The organism is Apibacter sp. B2912 (assembly GCF_009827835.1).
Classification (GTDB): Bacteria; Bacteroidota; Bacteroidia; order Flavobacteriales; family Weeksellaceae; genus Apibacter.
The window spans coordinates 141,183-159,967 of sequence record NZ_WINV01000002.1 but is presented as its reverse complement, the minus strand read 5'-3'; the positions used below and the strand labels follow the sequence as shown (position 1 = coordinate 159,967).

Below are 18,785 nucleotides of genomic sequence, written 5' to 3'. Positions count from 1 at the left end.
TTTTAACTATTCGTAAAAATATCACGTAAAATAAATACAAAAAAATTAACTAAGCAATAATTTTTATCTAAGTTTTACTAGATATTATTAACATTCCTCCTTCATTAATCGAACTATATTTATTTTAAGAATATTGATTTCACAAAAAATCTTAGCAGCCGTTCTTAGTTATATATTATTTTAATAATAAATTCATATTCTAACTGCTTTTGGCACTAATATTTCATAATCTCCGTTATATCTCATTATTTCTCTTACAATGCTTGAACTTATGAAAGATTTTCCGGATGATGTTAAAAAGAATACGGTTTCTACAGATTTTTTTGCCAATGTGCGATTGGTATGTGCTATTGCTTTTTCAAACTCAAAATCTGCTGGATTTCTAAGACCTCTAATAATATAAGGAGCTTTTCTTTTTGCACAATAATCAATCGTAAGCCCATCAAAAGAGTCAACTTCTACATTAGGAAATATTTTAACTGTCTCACGTATCCATTCCATTCTTTTTTCTAAGGGAAACATATATTGTTTATTGGAATTATTTCCTATGGCAACAATAATTTTATCAAATAATGGGACAGCTCTTTCAATTATATTTGAATGTCCTAAGGTAATTGGATCAAAAGAACCAGGAAATACTGCTACTCTTTCCATGTTTATTTATTTTCAAATCTTTGTAATGCAATTGAAATTTCGTTGTCTAATAATTCCGAAAAATCCAACCCTGCTTGTTTAACTTGTTGTGGAAATATACTGGCCGGTGAGCATCCAGGAGTTGTATTAATTTCTAAGAAATAGGGAGTTCCATTAACTATTATGAAATCTAATCTTGAAAATCCGGTCATATCTAAAGATCTGTAAATATGGGCCGCAGCCTCTCTTATTCGTTTATCTTCTTCGTCTGAAAGAGGGGCGGGAGTTATTTCTTCTGATGCTCCCAAATATTTGGCTTCGTAATCAAAAAATTCATTTTTTGAAATTATTTCGGTTGTATTTACTACAACCACTTCTCCTTGATTTTTAAATACTCCTACTTGAACTTCTCTACCTTCTAAATAACTTTCTATCAATACGGCTTTATCTTCTTTAAATGCAAAATCTAAGGCTGTTAAGAAATCTTCCTTTTTTTTCACTTTTGATACTCCTAAACTAGACCCCGACTGATTGGGTTTTACAAAACAAGGCAAACCTACTTCTTCAATAATAGAATCAACATCTATATGATCTCCTTGATTTAAATAAACTGAGTTGGCTACCGAAACATTAAATTTTTTAAGTACGGATAAAGTATCTCTTTTGTTAAATGTTAATGCAGAATTATAAAAAGAGCATCCTGAATAGGGAATATTCAGCAATTCCCAATAAGCTTGCATCAATCCGTTTTCACCCGGATTTCCATGTATTGTATTTAACAACACATCAAAATGGATTTTTTTTTCATTTAACTGAAAACTAAAATCTCCTTTATTTATACGATATGATTGATCATTTATAATGACATTCCATCCGTCTTTTAAAATGGTTATTTTAAAGACAGTATATTTTGATTTATTTATTTGAGAATAAAAATAATCACCGCTTTTTAAAGAAACGTTACTTTCTTCAGAATAGCCTCCCATTACAATTCCGACTGTCATCATAAAATTTCAATTATTATAATAGTAATTAATTATTTATTGTTATTTAGAGTTAGAACGTACAAAATTAAACATATTTTTAACTAATAAACCATAATATTTTTATTATTTATATATTTGCTTTGTAAAATGTAAGTATGAAATTCTTAAAACTGTTAGTATCTTGGCAATTTTGGGTCAGCATTATTCTAGCTATAGTAATATTTTTTGGACTTTTACAAGGAACCTTTCTATGGTTGAATGCTTACACAAATCACGGTGTTCAAGTGGAAGTTCCTAATTTAAATAATTTAACTCTGGATCAAGCAGTAGTTAAGCTTGAAGATAATGACTTGGAATATGAGATTGATACTTCTAAGTATGATCCTAAATATAAATCATATCAAATTTTAGATATATATCCTCTAATAGGTTCGCATGTTAAAAAAGGCAGAAGAATATTTATTCGAGCCAATGCCAAAACATGGAAACCTGTAACGGTACCTAATGTTATCGGAAAATATAAATATTTAGCTTTCAGTCAATTAGACTTAGTCGGATTAAAAATCACCGATACGATTTATGAACCAAGTTTGGCAACAAATACTGTTTTAAAATTATTATATAAAGGCAAAGAAGTGCAGCCGGGTTTAACTTTACCCCGTTTTTCTCCTTTAACCATTGTATTGGCAAAAAGTCTTGCCAAAAATGTTTCCGTACCTAATTTTATTGGATTAAACGAAGAAACAGCTAAAAAACTGATTACAGAAAACTTGTTTTCTATTGGTAATATAACCTATGATGATCCTGCCAAAACAGAAAATAATCATGTTTATTATCAAGTGCCTGCTCCTTTACTTGTTTATGATCAAGGCCAACCCATAGATTTATATCTTAGTAACAAGCCTTTGAGTAGCTTACGTGAAAAAATTAAAGAATTGGATCAAACATTTAACATTCATAAATATTCCGATTCTTTGAACGCTGTTAATTATTCTCATGATTTTAGTAAACCTACTATAAATCATCAAAACATTCCTTCTTCTAACGAAACTACTACTAATAATTCTAATACTCACGAGAATTCGTCTCACCCCATTCAACTTCCTGAAGATAATACTTCGAAAAAACCTAAAAGATTAATATTGGAATAGTATAGTTAGAACAGATTTATAATTTTTATGGAGAAAAAAGATTTATTAGATACTGATCAGAATAATGATGCGGATGAATTATATGAACATTTTAAAATCACTGTAGATAAAGGTCAAGGTTCCGTACGTATTGATAAATATCTTGTAAATTTAATAGAAAATTCTACAAGAAATAAAATTCAAAAGGCAGCTCTTGCCGGTAATGTTTTAGTTAATAATATACCTGTAAAATCTAACTATAAGGTTAAACCTAATGATATTGTTTCCATTGTTTTAGCACATCCTCCACGTGATACGAGCATTGTACCGGAAAATATTCCTATAGATATTATCTATGAAGATGAAGATTTGTTGGTGGTTAATAAGAAAGCCGGAATGGTGGTTCATCCCGGATTTGGAAATTTTGAAGGCACCCTAGTTAATGCTTTGGCTTACCATTTTGGTACTCTCCCCTATTTTCAAACAGACTTAGATAAACGTCCCGGACTAGTTCACAGGATTGATAAAGATACTTCGGGATTATTGGTAATTGCTAAAAATGAATTTGCGATGAATCATTTAGCTAAGCAATTTTTTAATAAGACTACTAAAAGGGTGTATAATGCATTAGTTTGGGGTAATTTTGAGGAAGATGAAGGAACTATAATTGGTCATATAGGACGCGATTTGAAAGACCGTATGCAAATGGCTGTTTTCCCTGATGGCTCTCATGGTAAACATGCGGTAACCCATTACAAGGTTTTAGAAAGATTCCGTTATGTTACACTGGTTGAATGTCAACTTGAGACCGGAAGAACTCACCAAATTAGGGCTCACATGAAATACTTAGGGCATATTCTTTTTAATGATGAAAGATACGGAGGTAACATTGTTCTAAAAGGAACTACTTTCACAAAATATAAACAATTCGTTGAAAATTGCTTTCAAGTTCTTCCGCGACAAGCTTTGCATGCTCGTACCTTAGGTTTCGTTCATCCAAGAACAAAAAAAGAAATGTTTTTTGAAACTAAATTACCTGAGGATATGAAACAGGTGATTGAAAAATGGAGAAATTATATTTCCCATAATTAATCTTTATAAACTTTTTAGAATGTATTTATATAAAGAAATTAAAGAAAATTTTCCTTTAAGAACATTTTTATTAATTATAATTATCTGGATTGTTCTGGCTTTACTAAATTATGTGGCTATGCAATCGGGTATTTATACAGGTTTAGGATATTTGTTCCCAATTTCAGTTTTATACCCTTCTCATTTTACTATTACCGGGCCAATATATTTATTAATTTTTTTATGCATTGGATATTATAGTTTTTATAATGCAAGTAAATTTAATGCATTCAGTTGTTACATTTTTTGTACTTTATTAATATTATTCGGAAATTTAGGACAGGGAAATATTCATCTTGCAATGGTTGAATCTTTTTATATTAAAGGATATGAATATTATTCCGATGCAATTTTAATAAATGATTGGAAGTATTGGCTTGATCATTTTAATGAAAATCAACCCAATTTGTTGATCCATACTAAAACTCATCCCCCATTTATTACTTTATTTCATTATTTTATTCTATTTCTTTGTAATAATATTTTATTCTTATCAATATGTTTTTCTTTATTATCAACCTTATCATTTATTTTCATAAGAAAAATTCTTTTATTATTTTTAGGTAAAGAGTATTTATATCGTATCAATATTCTAACTTTATTATTTTCCATCATCCCTTCAGTGAATATTTATACAATAGTTTCTGTTGACGGTATAATTTTATCTTTTGCTACTATGTCTTTATGGGGAATAATTAAAACTGCCATAGATAATAAAATTACATTTAAATCCACATTACTTACTTTTGTTGGCTTAGCTGTTATGAGCAGTTTTACTTTTGGATCAACCTTCTTATTAGGTACATTTGGCTTATTCTCTTTTTTTCAACTTTTCAAAAATAAAAGCACTTTAATTTTAAAACTTTTAATAATTACTTGCATTTTATTATTTATATATTTTGTTGCATTATACTTTATATTAAATTATAATCACATAAAAACTTTTCAGATTGCCTCTTATTTAGAAAACAAAAATGGTTTTAGAGGTTTTTACCAACCTAAAGTATATATTAATACAAGAATAGAAGATATATCAGAAGTTTTATTATTTTTATCATTTGGATATGCTGCTGTAATATTGAATGCTAATAGAAAGTATTTAAATATCCTATTATCTCCAAATTCTAATAAAATTAATGTTCAATTATTTTACTCTGCTATCTTCACTTTTTTAGCTATGTTAGTTACGGGTGCATATGCTACCGGTGAAACTGCAAGAGCATGTTTATTTATATACCCTTTTTTCTTAATTATACTCACCAAATGCAATCAAATTACATTAAATATTATTTATTTCCTAGCTCTATTTCAAACATTTGGTATGCAGTTAATAGGTAATTTTCATTGGTAATAAATATATAGTAAATTTGTAAAAAAGATTCCTCATGATAAACAGCTTATATTTAATTCCTAAAATAAAAAATACAAATACTAATAATTTTACTTTAATTGCAGGACCTTGTATTATTGAAGGTGAGCAAATGGCTATGGATATTGCCGGAAAAATTATTGAAATAACAGATAAATTAGGTATTCCTTATATTTTTAAAGGTTCTTTTAAAAAAGCAAATCGATCAAGGGTCGACAGCTTCACAACGATTGGAGAGCAAAAATCTTTAGAAATATTAAAAAAAGTTGGTGATACGTTTTCAATACCCACCACTACCGATATTCATGAAAACGAACATGCTCAATGGGCTGCAAAATATGTGGATGTATTACAAATTCCTGCTTTTTTGGTTAGACAAACTGATTTGTTAGTTGCCGCTGCAAAAACCGGAAAGTATATTACCTTAAAAAAAGGTCAATTTTTGTCTCCTGAAGCCATGCAATTTGCCGCTCAAAAAATAAAAGATTCAGGAAATTCCAACTATGCAATTATTGATAGAGGAACTTCTTTTGGATATCATGATTTAATTGTAGATTATAGAGGAATACCTACTATGAGGAACTATGCTCCTGTAATATTAGATGTTACGCATTCGTTACAACAACCCAATCAAACAACCGGTGTAACGGGAGGAAGACCCGATATGATTGAAACTATTGCTAAAGCAGGTATCGCCGTTGGTGCTGATGGAATTTTCATTGAAACTCATCCGAATCCTGAAATTGCCCTTTCCGATGGGGCTAATATGTTAAAACTGGATTTACTGGAAATCTTGTTGGAAAAATTAGTGAAAATAAGAGGAGCTATCAATTAGTACATTAGTTGAAATGATTTCATTTAATTCAAAATAATCTAATCGTTTCAAGTTCTTTATTGACTTTTTTATTACTTAATATTTTTATCCAGAGTTAACTATTTTAAAAAATCTTTATTGGTTTGATTTATAAATATATAATTCAAAGTAATTGAATTATGTAAGTCATATATTTTGTTATCAATAAATTTGCAGTAACGAAACGAAATATGCAAAATAATACTCTTATACAAAAATATAATGTACCCGGTCCCAGATATACCAGCTACCCTACGGTACCCTACTGGGATGAAAAAAATTTTTCTTCTGAAAAATGGATTCAAACGCTACAAAAATCTTTTTTAGAAAGTAATAAAAGAGAAGGCATTAGTTTGTATATTCACCTTCCTTTTTGTGAAAGTTTATGTACTTTTTGTGCGTGCAATAAGCGTATTACTAAACAGCATAATGTTGAGTTAGTATATATAGAAACTCTTTTAAAAGAATGGCAGTTGTATCTAGCTTTACTGCCTGAAAAACCCATTATAAAAGAATTACATTTAGGAGGTGGAACTCCTTCGTTTTTTTCTCCTGAAAATCTAACGTATTTATTAGAAAATATTTTCTCAAAAGCAGAAATTCATTCGGAAAAAGAATTTAGTTTTGAAGGGCATCCGAATAATACCACACGTGAACATCTTCAATCCTTATACAATCTCGGATTTAGAAGAGTAAGTTTTGGAGTTCAAGATTACGATCCTAAAGTACAACAAGCGATACACCGTATTCAACCCCTTGAAAACGTTAAAAAAGTAACTGATATTGCTCGAGAAATAGGATATGAAAGTATAAGCCACGATTTAATCTTTGGGCTGCCTTTTCAAGATTTAAATAAAGTGAAGCACACCATCAAAATGACAGAAGTAATGCAACCCGACAGAATTGCATTTTATTCTTATGCCCATGTTCCGTGGATTAAAGGTGTTGGACAAAGAGGTTTCAAAGATGAAGATTTGCCAAACGGTGAGGAAAAAAGAGAATTGTATGAAAAAGGTAAAGAATTATTGGAAAATATGGGATATTTTGAAATCGGAATGGATCATTTTTCCTTAAAATCAGATTCTTTGTATCAATCCATGCTAAATAGAAAAATACATAGAAATTTTATGGGATATACCTCCTCTTCCACTCAAGTAATGATCGGATTAGGAGTTTCTTCCATTTCAGACAATTGGTATGCATTCGCTCAAAATGTAAAAACTATAGAAGAATACTACCAAAAAGTTAATAATCAAGAACTTCCTGTTTTTAGAGGGCATATTTTAAATAAGGAAGATTTATTTATTAGAAGACACATACTGAATTTAATGTGTTTGTTGGAAACCCGTTGGGAAGATGGAATTATTCAAAAAAATTATCCTGAAATCATCGAAAGATTACGAGAGTTTGAAGCAGACGATCTTATTGAATTATCGGGAAATTCTTTAGTTATAAAAGAAAATGGTCGATCGTTTATTCGTAATATTTGTATGGCTTTTGATCTGAGAATGATGAAAAATGCACCTCAAACTAAATTGTTTTCTATGACAGTTTAAGCTTGAATTTTTTTTGTTTAATTATATCAATAGATTTTTACTGAATTTTTCTTGCATTTTATAAATAGTTAATTTACGTAAAATTTATTTTTAAAGCGATCGCTTAATTTATAATTTATAATTTCATTGATTGAATTTAATTAATTCCAAAACTATAAATATGTAAATAAAATTTGCAAAAAGAATTGTTACATAACATATTTAATATAAGAAATACTCATTTTTTTAATATTGGTAACAATAACAAAATAACTCACATTAGTAAATGTGAGCTTTAACTGTACTATTACTGGATTTTAAAATTAAAAGGTTATAATATCTGAATATCTCTAATTTTTATTTTATCTATTGTTATATCATTAAAATTTATGCAATGAAATTCAAATAATAATCAGATAAAATTCAATAAATAGCTATTTGATTTTTCCCTATTACTACCGAAAACACAAATATTTTTATTTAATAAATGTGCATGTGTATAATTTATTAATTTAGATAACAACAAAGATAAAGGTTAAATTAACAATTATTTTTTCTTAGTTCTGGGCTTAACCCGATCAGTCTCCCTTACCGTAGTCTTAGGATTTTCTTCAGCATATTTTTTTGTAGTGTAGTGTCCAGTTTCGGCATCTCTGTACCTTACTATTTTTTTTTCTTTAGCCATAGTATTAATTTTTGTGATTTATAAGCAAAGATAAAATAATTTTTAAAATAAAGTATATATTTTTACTTTTTATCTTCTCTTACTTAAAAAGTAAAGGTATTTATTTTCACTAAGCATAATATTAGATTCTATTTTTACTATAAAATAAAAAAAATTACAAGGATAAATGCAGATTGAAACATTTATTTTTTTATAAAGTAATAATTTTAAGGATGCTAAATTTGAGCATTAGTAACCTCCTATTTAATCTAAAAGATATAAAATTATGGATTATAAAATGATGTTCAATAAAACATACTACCAATTAAAATTTAGATCAAAAAAATATCATTTATAAACTAAAGTTCATCTTTGTTGAGAATATATAGTGTGGGGTTAACATGAAAGAGCGAATAATTCATTTCTTCAGCGGTTATATATATTTTGGAATCTGTTACGGCAATACCTTCTGTTTGACCGATAGCAGCGGTTAAACCGATCAAGGTTTGTTTGGATTTACCATTAAAAAAATTATGATCTTCAAAATCATAAAATTTCCATACATAGGCTGCTTCTTTGGTATATCCTATCAAATATAATGTATCATGGTGTATGTCTGCTCCGGTTATTAAACATTCCGTATTAAAAGTTTCTATCTTTTTTGCAATTTTAGATTTTGATACAGAAGTTAAATCTATTTCGTAATGAGCGGTATGAAAATCTCCCCATCGTTTAGTAAATAAATGAAGCTTATTTTTATAATAAATAAATGCTTCGCAATCAAAGTTTGTCTTAAAGTTTCCTTTGTATTCATAATCTCTTTGATCTTCGAACGTAAATTGAAACTGATCGACTATAGTTATTTCTTTTAAATTTGTTGCATTGGTTGGTAAAACTACTTGATATACAGTTAAATCTTTGCGAATGCCTAAATTATTTCCAAAATCACCAATAAAAAGAGTATCTCCTTTACGTGCCAATTCTTCCCAATCAACATTTTTAACTCCTTTGATTTTTATCGTTTCTACTATTTTTCCATCCAGGGTGCTTAATTTATATATTTCGGATTCTCCTCCGCTGTCGTTACAGGTATATAGGAAATCATTATAAAACTCAAGTGCAGAAGTTTCATTGATTTTAGACGACAATATATATTTTTCGGGATATTCGGATAAGTCTAATATATTTTTTTCTACCTGACTATATAAAACTATTGAAACTAAACAAAAAATAAGGCTAAGTAGCTTCATCATACGTTCTCAGTATTTAATTGATAGGATTTGTCCTATTTACTTATTAATTCAAATAAATCATTTATAAATGTTTCAATAGTTTTATTTCTTTCTGTAAACTAAAATTTGATAAAAATAGCTAGTCTTATAACTTTTTTAAGCTCTCTTTTAAAATAGTTAATTTTTCCAGTGTATCAGATTGCTTCTTTCTTTCCATTTCGACTACTTTTTGAGGAGCTCCATTCACAAATTTTTCATTAGACAGTTTTGCATTTACGCTTTTTAAAAATCCTTCTAAATAAGCTATATCTTCCAATATTTTTGCTTTTTCTGCTTCTGTATCGATTGTTTGTGTAAAAGGTATGGCAAATTCCAATTTACCAACTAAAAATGTATATGATGGCTCATTTTCATTCAGTTGATCCTTTATTTGTGAAATATTAGCTAATTTTTTTATGGTAGCAATATTTTCCAATTTATCGGATGATTTAACTATAAGCGTTAACGATTCTTTGGGTGAAAGGCCTTTTTCAGAACGGAAATTTCTAATACTTGAAATAATTTCTTTGGTTACTTCAAAATTGGATATAATGGATTCATTATATGCGTTTTCAGAGACTGTGGAAGTGATAATAAGGCTTTCTTGTATTTCTCTTTTTTTAATTGTTTGCCAAATCTCTTCAGAAATAAATGGCATGAATGGATGAATCAATTTTAACAGGTCTTCTAAAATCGCTATTGTTTCTATATAAGTTTTTTCATCAATATCTTCACCAAATGAGGGTTTAACAGCTTCTAAATACCAAGAGCAATAGTCGTCCCAAATGAGTTTATAAATATTCATTAAAGCGTCGGAAATTCGATATTTTTCAAAATCTCCATTTATTAAAGTAACTGTTTTAGCTATTTTATTTTTTAGCCAAGATATAGCTTCTTTACTTTCAATGGTTTGAGGTTTTGATGAATCTACATTCCAAGATTGTACTAAACGGAAAGAATTCCAAATTTTATTTGAAAAATTTCTCCCTTGTAAACATAAATCTTCATCAAACATAAGATCATTTCCGGCAGATGAACTTAATAATACCCCTACTCGTACACCATCTGCTCCGTATTCTTCAATCAATTTTAAAGGATCCGGAGAATTTCCTAGCTGCTTAGACATTTTCCTTCTTAATTTATCTCGTACAATTCCGGTGAAATAAACGTTAGAAAATGGTTTTTCATTTCTGAAAGCATATCCTGCCATTACCATTCTGGCAACCCAGAAAAATATAATATCCGGTCCGGTAACTAAATCTTGGGTAGGATAATAATAATTAATTTCTTTATTGTCCGGTTCATTGATTCCGTTGAAAACTGAAATAGGCCATAACCAGGAAGAAAACCAGGTATCTAATACGTCTTCTTCTTGTCGTAAGGTTTCAGATGTGATGGATGAGTTTTTTTCTTGAGCTAACTTTAGAGCCTCTTCTTTTGTTTCTGCAATTACAAAATCGTTTTCGCCTTCTCCATAATAATAAGCAGGTATTCTATGTCCCCACCAAAGCTGACGTGAGATATTCCAATCATGAATGTCTTCTAACCAATTTTTGTAAGTAGTAACGAACTTATCCGGATACAGTTTAAGCTCTTCATTTAATACTGCATCAAGAGCCGGTTTAGCAAAATCCTTCATTTTCATAAACCACTGTACCGATATTTTAGGCTCAATAACTGCTCCGGTTCGTTCAGAAGTTCCCACTTTATTTACATAATTTTCTTCTTTTTCAAGAAGATTTTTTTCTTTAAGCTCTTTAGTTATTTCCTTACGAACTATGAATCTGTCTTTCCCTTTATAATGCAATCCATTATCATTTAGTGTTGCATTATCATTAAAAATATCAATGGTAGCTAATTGGTGCTTCTTGCCCAAGTTATAATCATTGACATCATGAGCAGGAGTTATTTTTAAAACTCCCGTTCCAAATTCCATATCTACGTATTCATCCTCAATGACCGGTATTTCTCTGTTACAGATCGGTACTATAACTTTCTTTCCTTTTAAAAATTGATAACGCTCATCATTGGGATTTATACAAAGAGCGGTGTCACCGAATATAGTTTCCGGCCTTGTAGTAGCTACGATTACATAATGGTCTTCATGAGCTACTTTATATCTCAAAAAATATAGTTTTCCGTTATGTTCTTTATAAATTACTTCTTCATCGGATATATTGGTTTTCGCTTCCGGATCCCAATTAATCATCTTGTTCCCTTTATAAATATACCCTCTATTATAAAGATCCACAAAACATTTAATTACTGAATTATATAGATCGCCGTCAAGGGTGAATTTTGTACGATCCCAATCACAAGAACAACCTAATTTTTTTAATTGTTCTAATATGATACCACCATGTGTGTGAGTCCATTCCCATGCATGTTCTAAAAACTTTTCTCTTCCTATGTCAAATTTACTAATTCCCTGTTCTTTTAGCTTGTTAACTACTTTGGCCTCAGTGGCTATGGAAGCATGATCTGTTCCGGGAACCCAGCAAGCATTATATCCCAACATTCGGGCACGTCTTATTAATACATCCTGAATTGTATTATTAAGCATATGTCCCATGTGTAATACACCGGTTACATTAGGGGGAGGAATTACAATAGTATACGGTTTTTTCTCATTCGGTTCTGAATGAAAAAAGTGGTTATCCATCCAAAATTTATACCATTTATCTTCAACGTTTTTAGGAGAATATTTTGCTGTAATTTCTGACATGTATTCTTATTTTTTGAGAATGACTACAAAGGTAATATTTTATTAAAATTTTTTAAAAAAATTATATTACTAGATATAAAAATAGGATTTTCAAAATTTGAAAATCCTATTGCATTTGCTTTTGTGTCTTATCACTTATCTGATTTTTTAGATAAAGTCATAATTTCCAAAATTAAACTAATTTATATGACTATTATTCTGTTCGCAAAGCCTCAATCGGTTTTATTTGCACTGCTCTTTGGGCCGGTATAAGTCCAATAAACAAACCTAAACTTACCATTAAAAACAAGGCTGCTAATACGTTCCAAATATTTACGGTTGGATTATAGAACGGAAATTTAGGATTGGCATCGCCCATAAATGAACTCATTCCTATTAAAAGTAATACTCCTAATATGAAACCGAGTAAACCGGAAAAGACAGTTAAAAACACACTTTCCATAAGTATTTGTGATCTTATCTCACCCGGTTTGGCACCTAATGCTCTTCGAATACCTATTTCCAGGGTTCTTTCTTTCACCGTTATTAATAAAATATTGGAAATAGCAACTACTCCGGCAAGAATGGTTAATCCTCCCACAAACCAAGTAAGGATTTGCAATCCTTTTAAGAAATTGGTTAATTTTCTAAAGTTCTCAGCGAAATTCCAAGCACCGAAAGCCTTTTCATCTGTGGGGGCTACATCGTATTTTTTTCTTAAAGCTGTTTTGATCTTTTCTTCGACCACATTAACATTGTATTGAGGTTTAATGGAAATTACCATCCAATTTACTTTATCTCCTTGATTGTAGATTTTCTGATAGGTATTGAAAGGAATATATACCACATCTTCCGGTAAAAACCCAGAATTTGGATTTCTGTAAACTCCTACTACTTGAAAATAAATTCCGTTAATTTTGATATATTCACCTATAGCATTTTCTTTATTATTGAATAATTGTTCATAAACCTCTTTACCGATTATCGCAACCTTTTTTTTCTGAACATCATCTTCTTCATTTAGTAATCTTCCTGTAATCAATTGTTTCTTTTGTACTTTGGATACCGAAGCAAAATCACCAAATACGGTGAAGTTTTTACTTTTATTTTTTCTGTTTATAACACTTTGTTCTGAGGAAGCAGCATTTCTAGGTACTACAAAATCAATTTCAGGAACTTGTTTTTTCAAATATTCTACATCATCCAAATGTATAGCTAACTCCCTTCCTCTCGGGTATCCTTTATAGGGTTCACCTGTAGATCCACCCCAAAGAAATATACTGTTGGTTGCATATCCATCAAATATTTTATAAAAACCATTTTCAGCACCTTTAGCAGCTCCTAAAAGAAATACATACAAAAACATTCCCCATGCCACACCGATCATTGTTAAAATGGTGCGCAACTTATTTTTGCTGAGAGTATGGTAAATTTCAACCCATGTTTCTCTATCTAAAATTTGCATTTGTATAAGATATTAAATTTCAATAAATAGTTTAATCTGAACTTAAGGCTTCTATAGGTTTTATTTTTGCAGCTTTTCTTGCCGGAATAAATCCTGCTACCGTACCAAAAGTTATTAAGGATACCGTTGCAAAAATTAATAATTCTTTACTTACCGAAGGATCTACTATAAGATAGGTGGAAAGGTTATTACCTATAAAATAAAGAGCCAGACTACCTAAAATAACCCCTGAAATACCGGAAATAACTGTAATGAAAATAGATTCTTGCAATATAAGCCAAACAATACTGAACGGTTTTGCTCCTAAAGCTTTTCTAATTCCTATTTCTTTTGTCCTTTCTTTTACAATATAAACCATAATATTACTAATACCGATAATTCCGGCCATTATGGTACCAAATCCTATAAACATAACCAAAGAAGAAATCACCGTGAAAAACGAGTAGGTATCTTCCATATTTTGGGCTCTGTTTCGAATAACCAAACCGGTTTTATCCGTAGGAGAAATTTTAAGTTTAGAACGTAAAGTTCTCTCAATCTCATCTCCTAATTTCACAGCTACACTAGGTTTCATATCCGATAAATAAGCAACATCTATCTGGCTTACATGATCCGTACTTTTTTTGAGACTTTGTAAAGTGGATATAGGGATGTAAATTATTCTTTCATCATTATCCCCTCCTTCATCGTAGAATATACCAACCACTTTATAATTGATTCCGCCTATATTTATATATTTACCTAAGGCTTTTTCATTTTTAAAAAGATCTTTTTCAACCAATCGACCTATAACGGCAAATTTAGTTTTGTTTATTATATCTGATTGATTTAAAAAACGTCCTGATGTAATAATGGCTTTTTCAATATATTGCTTATCCGGGTAAGTTGCCTGAACTGTATAGATTCCTGAGGATGTTCTGTAAGTAACATTTTCAGGCTGTGTGATGGTAGCTGTTTTAAACTCTAAATTTTCATCAAATTCTTTCTTTACAAGTTCAAGATCTTCATTTTTAAGAGTTACATCCCTGTTTTGTTGTAAACCTAAATATGCTTCGGTTGCTTTTCCCGGAATTATATTAATTGTACTGGAGGAATCCAATATGAAGGCTTGTGAAAAGCCATTTTTTAAACCATTTCCAAAACCGAAAAGTATAATGAAGATAAATAATCCTAATGATATTGTAAAACCCGAAAGAAAAGTTCTTAATTTATTTTGCTTGATGGAATAAAATATTTCCTGCCAGCGATCTATATTAAACATAGTTAATAAATTATACTAAAACTTCTTGATTAATAAATTCATCCCTTTCAATTATACCATCTTTTAAATGAACTACCCTTTTGCATTGTTTTGCCACATCGGGTTCATGTGTAACTATTAAAATAGTTTTTCCTTCGTTATTAATTTTTTGTAAAAATTTTATTACGTCATAAGTGGTTTGACTGTCAAGCGCTCCTGTAGGTTCATCGGCTAAAATAACTTTAGGATGTGTTACCAATGCGCGAGCAATTGCCACCCTTTGTTTTTGTCCACCTGACAGTTCATTGGGCATATGATCTGCTCTATCATCCAATCCTACCATTTTTAAATATTCCATAGCCCTGGAATTTCTTTGAGAACGTTTTACTTTTTGATAATATAAAGGAAGTGCGACATTTTCCATAGCATTTTTAAAGCTTATCAAGTTAAAGGACTGAAAAACAAAGCCTAAAAATTTATTTCTGTAATCTGCTGCTTTTGATTCGCTTAAATCTTTTTCAATTTTAACCCCATCCAAGAGATATTCTCCTTCGTCAGCGTAATCCAATATTCCAAGAATATTTAACAAGGTAGATTTACCTGATCCGGAAGACCCCATAATAGCAACCATTTCTCCTTCTCCTATTTCCAGATTAATTCCTTTTAATACATGTAATTTATTATGACCTATGTCATAATACTTATGTATGTTTTTCAATGAAATCATGTCGTTTGCAATTGTAGTTACTAATTTGTATAATTTAACTACTAAATGTTACAGATTACCGCAAAATCGAAACAGTTTATTTAATATATGTTTAACATTCTATATAAACTAAAAATGATCGATAAATTAAATTTAATGTTTATTTATAGCTTTTATTAAAGCAAATTAATTATATCCGTATAAACCTTTAATGAATTTTTGTTTAATCTGTTTTTAAAAATTTTTATAAACATAAATTCTAAATGGTGATATTATATACAGATTTAAAATCTTTTTGTTTAAAAAAAGTTAATGATTTATCATTAAAAAATATTCGTCATAAAAAAAGAGATCTTATATAAGATCTCTTTTTTGTATTCTATTAAATTTTTTTAGTTGGAGAGTGAGGAAACTTCAACGGAACTGTCAATTTTTTTAATTAATCCTTGTAAAACCTTTCCAGGACCGGTTTCTGTAAATACCGAACAATTATCTTGTATCATGTTACGAATTATTTTTGTCCAGTTTACCGGATAGGTCAATTGTTTAATAAGATTTTCTTTTATTTCTTCAATATTGGTAACAGCTTTACTGGTATAATTCTGATATATTGGGACACTAGGTGTATTAAATTTAGTTTTAAGAATAACTTCTTCTAATCTTTTCTCGGCACTTTTCATAAGTGGTGAATGGAAAGCCCCGCTAACAGGCAGCAAAATTGCTCTTTTAGCCCCTTTTTCTTTTAAAATTTCACAAGCTTGTTTAACTGCTTCTGTATGACCTGATATTACCAATTGCCCCGGACAATTATAATTTGCCGGAACTACAATATTATTTTCAGAGGATATCTCCTGACATACCTTTTCGACAGATTCATCATCTAAACCTATAACCGCTGCCATCGAAGAAGGATTTTCTTCACAAGCTTCTTGCATCGCCAAGGCTCTTTCGTAAACTAATTTTAAACCGTTATCAAAAGACAGGACTCCATTTCCAACTAATGCAGAAAATTCTCCTAAGGAATGCCCTGCTACCATTTCAATTCGGGCATTTTCATTAACTTTAGCAGAAGCTATGGAATAGATAAAAATCGCAGGTTGAGTTACTTTTGTTTGTTTTAGTTGTTCTTCGGTTCCCTTAAACATGATATCAATGATATTAAACCCTAATATATCATTAGCAGAGTTCATCATTTCTTTAATATCAGCTCTGCTCTCATATATTTCTTTTCCCATGCCTGGGAACTGAGAACCCTGTCCGGGAAATACTAATGAATTCATTAATTTTTTTTAATATTAAGTATTTTATTGTTATATGTAATTTTGTTTGTTCTAAGTTATTTTAATAATTGAATAATTCTAGCTTCTTGATTAACCCAAGCTCCATTTTTATTTATTCTTCTAAAAGAATATTTATTGCTGACTTGTTTGCTTTCAGCTTTCATAATTGCGTTAGATAAATTCCCTTTTTCATCAACACGACTTAAAATATCATAGGTTACATCAAAACCGGTAATTGCGTATCTATCCGGCATATGACAATATTTTTTCTTATATAAATTCATCATTTTTTGTTCATTAAAACCAAATTCATTCACATAATTAGTATCTAAATATAACAATCCGAAATTTATAAGTTTTTCTTCATATTTTTTATTATCAAATAAAGAAGAGTAAAATAAAGAAATAGGTTGTATTTGATTGTTTTCAAAACTAGTTATCGTATCCAAATATTTATTTATTACCGGATCTTGATTTGAAATTAATAGGGCATAAATTTTATTATATTCATCAGTAACTAAATTCTGATCCGGTTTAATATCTTCTGCATTTTTAGTTAAAATTACTTCCGCATTATTTTTTCTATCTTTAATTATTGATTGAATAAACTGAGCCGTTTTAAAATGTTCCTCATCATATACTATATATATTTTTTCGTTGGAATATTTTTTTAACATTTCATCAGTTACTTTCTCAGCTAATATTTGATCTTTTGTATTATATAAAATTAAATTTTCGTGTTTATCTAGGTCATCGCTGGAAGAAAATGGAGAAATTATCGGAATTTTTTTAATTTTATCTGCTAGAGTCAATAAGTTCGATTTAAATAAAGGTCCTATTATAAGATTGGTATTCGAAAAATCAAAGGTATTAACAATTTCTCTGAATTTATTATCATTACTTGTGTCAAATATCTTTACATGAACTCTTTTTCCTCTATTGGTCAAAGAATCCAGTGCAAGTTTAACACCTGAATAAAATTGGGTTGCTATACGCCTTTCCGCATTAACGGACGATTCTCCGGCATGGAAAGGTAAAAATAAAACCACATTTACTCCGTCTTTTCTAAATTCACTGTCGGCTTGACTTGATGATTGATTTTTAGCATCATTATGTAAACCATTTTCAGGTAATTTATTCTTACTTAAGATATCAGATTCTTTATCATTCTGATTTTCAATATTTTCTTTTTTATTAGTTTCTATTGGATCTTCTTTTGCCGAAGTTAACTCTTTGTTATCTTTTATGTTGATTTCTTCTTTTAAATCTGAATTATTTATTTTTAATTCTTCCTGATCCTTTTTATCATCACTATAAACATGATTATAAGCATTTGAATTTTCCAATGAGGAATTGGCAGGAATTTTTAAAATTTCACCAATTTTGGGACCGTTCTTATCCATAGCCGGATTAAGAGCTATTATGCTTTTAATTGTAGTATGATACTTTTTACTTAATCCGTATAACGTTTGTTTAGGCTCAACGGTAATATAAAAATAATCTAAATTTTTTGAATTTTCTATATTTTGGGTGTTATTAGCAGTGTTGGAAGTTAAATATTCATTCGCTTTAGAAGAAGCTTTTTTATCCGGTATATTAAGTATTTCCCCTATCTGAAGCGTACGGCTGTTTAATTGAGGATTTACTTTTTTTAAATCATCAATAGAAACATTGTATTTTTTACTTAACCCATAAAGCGTTTCTTTCGCCATAACAGTATGTTTTTGCTGTTGCGAAAGCATCAAGGAACTTATAAATAATAATAGCAGCGTATTAAATTGCTTTTTCATTTCTAAATAACTTTGTTGCAAATGTAAT

Annotated in this window: 15 protein-coding genes; 5 read left to right on the top strand and 10 right to left on the bottom strand. The window is 29.5% G+C overall.

Features of this window, described 5'->3' with window-relative positions; all coding sequences use genetic code 11:
* Nucleotides 1–192 precede the first annotated feature (192 nt).
* Both coaD and GFV01_RS04035 read right to left on the bottom strand, forming a co-directional pair.
* The gene (coaD, locus tag GFV01_RS04040) at nt 193–654 is read right to left on the bottom strand and encodes a pantetheine-phosphate adenylyltransferase (RefSeq protein ID WP_105297745.1); all 462 of its coding nucleotides are present in this window, start codon (nt 652–654) and stop codon (nt 193–195) included.
* Nucleotides 655–656: 2 nt separating this feature from the next.
* Entirely contained in the window at nt 657–1,637 is a 981-nt protein-coding gene (locus GFV01_RS04035; RefSeq protein ID WP_160565622.1) for a D-alanine--D-alanine ligase, read from the bottom strand.
* A 137-nt stretch (nt 1,638–1,774) separates the two neighbouring features.
* On the opposite strand from GFV01_RS04035, the gene GFV01_RS04030 reads away from it, so the two are divergent.
* The 5 genes from GFV01_RS04030 (at nt 1,775) to hemN (ending at nt 7,658) form a co-directional block, all read left to right on the top strand.
* Nucleotides 1,775–2,770 carry a PASTA domain-containing protein gene (locus tag GFV01_RS04030; protein WP_160565022.1) on the top strand — a complete coding sequence of 332 codons (996 nt, stop codon included), beginning with the start codon at nt 1,775–1,777 and terminating at the stop codon, nt 2,768–2,770.
* Nucleotides 2,771–2,797: 27 nt separating this feature from the next.
* Nucleotides 2,798–3,841: an RluA family pseudouridine synthase gene (locus GFV01_RS04025; RefSeq protein ID WP_160565020.1), complete on the top strand. Its 1,044-nt coding sequence runs from the start codon at nt 2,798–2,800 to the stop codon at nt 3,839–3,841.
* Between the two features lie 19 nt (nt 3,842–3,860).
* Nucleotides 3,861–5,231, top strand: a complete 1,371-nt coding sequence (locus GFV01_RS04020; RefSeq protein WP_160565018.1) for a hypothetical protein — start codon at nt 3,861–3,863, stop codon at nt 5,229–5,231.
* Nucleotides 5,232–5,265: 34 nt separating this feature from the next.
* The gene (gene kdsA, locus GFV01_RS04015) at nt 5,266–6,084 is read left to right on the top strand and encodes a 3-deoxy-8-phosphooctulonate synthase (RefSeq protein ID WP_160565016.1); all 819 of its coding nucleotides are present in this window, start codon (nt 5,266–5,268) and stop codon (nt 6,082–6,084) included.
* A gap of 209 nt (nt 6,085–6,293) precedes the next feature.
* Nucleotides 6,294–7,658, top strand: a complete 1,365-nt coding sequence (hemN, locus tag GFV01_RS04010; protein WP_160565014.1) for an oxygen-independent coproporphyrinogen III oxidase — start codon at nt 6,294–6,296, stop codon at nt 7,656–7,658.
* Between the two features lie 526 nt (nt 7,659–8,184).
* Here the strand turns inward: hemN and GFV01_RS04005 are convergent.
* The 8 genes from GFV01_RS04005 to GFV01_RS03970 all read right to left on the bottom strand — a co-directional run bounded on the left by GFV01_RS04005 (nt 8,185) and on the right by GFV01_RS03970 (nt 18,757).
* Complete coding sequence (locus GFV01_RS04005) at nt 8,185–8,322, bottom strand: multidrug transporter (RefSeq protein WP_160556716.1); 138 nt, start codon at nt 8,320–8,322, stop codon at nt 8,185–8,187.
* Nucleotides 8,323–8,660: 338 nt separating this feature from the next.
* On the bottom strand, nt 8,661–9,554 hold the full coding sequence (locus GFV01_RS04000) for a hypothetical protein (RefSeq protein ID WP_160565012.1): 894 nt from the start codon (nt 9,552–9,554) through the stop codon (nt 8,661–8,663).
* Nucleotides 9,555–9,678: 124 nt separating this feature from the next.
* Nucleotides 9,679–12,297 carry a valine--tRNA ligase gene (locus tag GFV01_RS03995; protein ID WP_160565010.1) on the bottom strand — a complete coding sequence of 873 codons (2,619 nt, stop codon included), beginning with the start codon at nt 12,295–12,297 and terminating at the stop codon, nt 9,679–9,681.
* A 193-nt stretch (nt 12,298–12,490) separates the two neighbouring features.
* A complete protein-coding gene (locus GFV01_RS03990; protein WP_160543213.1) occupies nt 12,491–13,741 on the bottom strand; it encodes an ABC transporter permease in 1,251 nt (416 codons plus the stop codon).
* A gap of 31 nt (nt 13,742–13,772) precedes the next feature.
* Nucleotides 13,773–15,002 (bottom strand): ABC transporter permease, encoded by a 1,230-nt coding sequence (locus GFV01_RS03985; RefSeq protein WP_160565000.1) that lies wholly within the window; start codon nt 15,000–15,002, stop codon nt 13,773–13,775.
* 10 nt (nt 15,003–15,012) lie between these two features.
* Nucleotides 15,013–15,708 carry an ABC transporter ATP-binding protein gene (locus GFV01_RS03980; RefSeq protein WP_160564998.1) on the bottom strand — a complete coding sequence of 232 codons (696 nt, stop codon included), beginning with the start codon at nt 15,706–15,708 and terminating at the stop codon, nt 15,013–15,015.
* A 371-nt stretch (nt 15,709–16,079) separates the two neighbouring features.
* Entirely contained in the window at nt 16,080–16,967 is an 888-nt protein-coding gene (gene fabD / locus GFV01_RS03975; RefSeq protein WP_160564996.1) for an ACP S-malonyltransferase, read from the bottom strand.
* 56 nt (nt 16,968–17,023) lie between these two features.
* Nucleotides 17,024–18,757, bottom strand: a complete 1,734-nt coding sequence (locus tag GFV01_RS03970) for a LysM peptidoglycan-binding domain-containing protein (RefSeq protein ID WP_160564994.1) — start codon at nt 18,755–18,757, stop codon at nt 17,024–17,026.
* Nucleotides 18,758–18,785: the final 28 nt, after the last annotated feature.